The organism is Burkholderia sp. Bp9143 (assembly GCF_003853645.1).
In the GTDB taxonomy this organism is placed as follows: domain Bacteria; phylum Pseudomonadota; class Gammaproteobacteria; order Burkholderiales; family Burkholderiaceae; genus Burkholderia.
This window is the reverse complement of sequence record NZ_QTPO01000117.1, coordinates 1-2,547: the sequence shown is the minus strand read 5'-3', so window position 1 is coordinate 2,547 and position 2,547 is coordinate 1. Positions and strand designations below refer to the sequence as shown.

Sequence of the window (2,547 nt, the reverse complement as noted above, 5' to 3'; positions counted from 1 at the left end):
TGCGCGGCGACAATCATTTTGGCCGGTATAGCGACAGAGGTTTTGGCCGGTGGGGAGAAGTCGGAGGCGGCGTAGCCGCCGGAGACTTCTCCCCACCGGCGGCGCCGAGTCGGCCGGGTTCTACGATGGCTGATCAAATCAAGAAGAAGCGATCAGCCGCATGTCCGGAACCCGCATTACCGACCAACAGGTTCGCCTCTACATGTCCAAACGCAAACAACACTCTCAGGAGATCGCCGCCGCCAAGGCCGGCATCAGCGTGCGCAGTGCCCGGCGCATAGAACGAGAAGCCTCGCTGCCGTCCCAGAAGCCACGTCGCTACTGGCGCTCGCGCCCCGATCCGTTCGCCGACGTCTGGGACACCGAAGTCGTTCCGATGCTCATGAACGCACCGCAACTGCAGGCGATCACGATCCTGCGCAAGCTGCAGGACGATCATCCCGATCAGTATCCCGACAGCACACGCCGCACGCTCGAGCGGCGCGTCAGGCACTGGCGGGCAATGTCCGGCCCGCCGAAGGAAGTCTTCTTCCCGCAGCAGCATGAGCCCGGCGTGCGTGGCCTGTCGGACTTCACCGACATGGCTGAACTGCGCGTGACCATCGCCAGCGCGCCATTCGCTCATCGGCTGTACCACTTCGTGCTGGCCTTCTCGCACTGGGAATACGCCAATGTCGTCGAAGGCGGCGAGAGTTTCGAAGCGCTGTCCACGGGCTTGCAGAACGCGCTTTGGCAAGCCGGCGGTTGCCCGCGTGAACACCGCACCGACAGTCTGTCGGCGGCGTTCAAGAATCTGCAGGATGAAGAGGACTTCACGGTGCGCTACGCCGCGCTGCTCGAGCATTACGGCATGGTCGGCACGCGCAACAATCGCGGTCAGGGCCACGAGAACGGCAGCGTGGAGTCGTCGCATCGCTATCTGAAGGAGGCCGTCGATCAGGCGTTGATGTTGCGCGGGCACCGGGACTTCGCCGATCGCGCGGCTTACGACGAGTTTCTGCGCGAGATCGTCATGCGCCGCAACCGGCGCAACGCGGCGGCGTTCCGCCTGGAGCGCGAGCAGCTCATCGATCTACCGCTGCGGCGCACGACCGACTTCGTTGAGGAGGAAGCACGTGTCACACGCTGCAGCACCTTCACCGTGCGCGGCATCCTCTACAGCGCGCCGTCGCGACTGATCGGCCACCGCCTGAAGGTGCGGGTCTACGGCGACCGGCTCGACTGCTATCTGTCCGGCGCGCTGGTGCACAGCACCCCACGCGGCTCGCGTGCCGGCGACAACCGCCGCGCCCTCGATTACCGGCACTTCATCGAGGGCCTCAAGCGCAAGCCGCAGGCCTTCAAGGGACTCGCGTTTCGCGACGAGCTGTTTCCGCGTGAGGCCTATCGCCGGACGTGGGAACAGCTTGAGGCACGGCTGACGCAGCGCGACGCGTGCAAGACGATGGTCGGTCTGCTTGAGCTTGCCGCACTCGATGGCGTCGAAGCCGTGCTGGCCGCACGCCTCAACGCATTGCTGGTGGACGGCAGGTTGCCGGATCTCAAGGCGTTGCGCGAGGAATTTGCGCCGCGCCAGGTCGACTGCCCGGTGGTCAATGTCGAGATTCCGCCTGCAAGCTGCTATGACGCGCTGCTGGGCAAGCAGGTGGCAGCATGAATACGCCCGCTTACGATGCCGGCCGTCTGGCCCTGATGCTCAATGAATTGCGCCTGCCGACCATCGCTCGCCTGTGGCCCGAGTTTGCCCAACGCTCCGACAAGGAAGGCTGGCAGGCCACACGACTGCTCGGTGCACTGCTTGAGCACGAACTCGCCGAGCGCGCCAAGCGGCGCATCGAACGACACCGCACCGAGTCCCATCTGGATCCGACCAAGACACTGGCCACCTTCGACTTCGGCATGGTGCCGATGGTCTCCAAAGCCCACGTGATGGCACTGGCTACCGGCGATTCGTGGCTCGAGAAGGGCGCCACCGTGCTCCTGTTCGGCCCGCCCGGGGTCGGCAAGAGTCACCTTGCGGCAGCCATCGGACACGCGCTGATCGACGCCGGTTACCGCGTGCTGGCCACGCGGACCAGTGAGATCGTGCAGAAACTGCAGGCTGCGCGTCAGAGCCTGCAATTGCCGTCAGCGCTCGCCAAACTCGATCGCTTCGACCTGATCATCCTGGACGACCTGTCGTACGCCCGCAAGGATCAGGCCGAAACCAGCGTGCTGTTCGAACTGATCGCCGAAAGATACGAGCGCCGCAGCCTTCTGATTACGGCCAACCAGCCGTTCTCGGGCTGGAACGACGTGTTTCCGGATCCCGGCATGACCGTCGCCGCAATCGACCGGCTCGTCCATCACTCGACGATCTTCGAGATGAACGTCGAAAGCTACCGCCGCCGCACGGCCAGCGACAAACAGACCAGCCGGCGCCGACAATCATCCAGCGACAATCATCAGGAAGGAGCGACAAACATGGCCGAATAACCACCGACAATCACCCGGTCGACCGGCCAAGATGGTTGTCGGTAAACCGGCCAAGCTGCTTGACGCTATCTA

General features: G+C 64.2%; 2 protein-coding genes. Both read left to right on the top strand.

Going from position 1 to position 2,547, the window contains the following annotated elements; translation table 11 throughout:
- Window positions 1–202: 202 nt before the first annotated feature.
- Entirely contained in the window at window positions 203–1,657 is a 1,455-nt protein-coding gene (gene istA / locus DIE23_RS38820; RefSeq protein WP_409364281.1) for an IS21 family transposase, read from the top strand.
- On the top strand, window positions 1,654–2,475 hold the full coding sequence (istB, locus tag DIE23_RS38815) for an IS21-like element helper ATPase IstB (RefSeq protein ID WP_124606847.1): 822 nt from the start codon (window positions 1,654–1,656) through the stop codon (window positions 2,473–2,475). Before istA ends, istB begins: the two co-directional genes overlap by 4 nt.
- Window positions 2,476–2,547 lie beyond the last annotated feature (72 nt).

Excerpts from the sequence above, each read along its gene's own strand:
- istA (WP_409364281.1), top strand. The coding sequence starts at position 203 with ATGTCCAAACGCAAACAACACTCTCAGGAGATCGCCGCCGCCAAGGCC.
- istB (WP_124606847.1), top strand. The coding sequence starts at position 1,654 with ATGAATACGCCCGCTTACGATGCCGGCCGTCTGGCCCTGATGCTCAAT.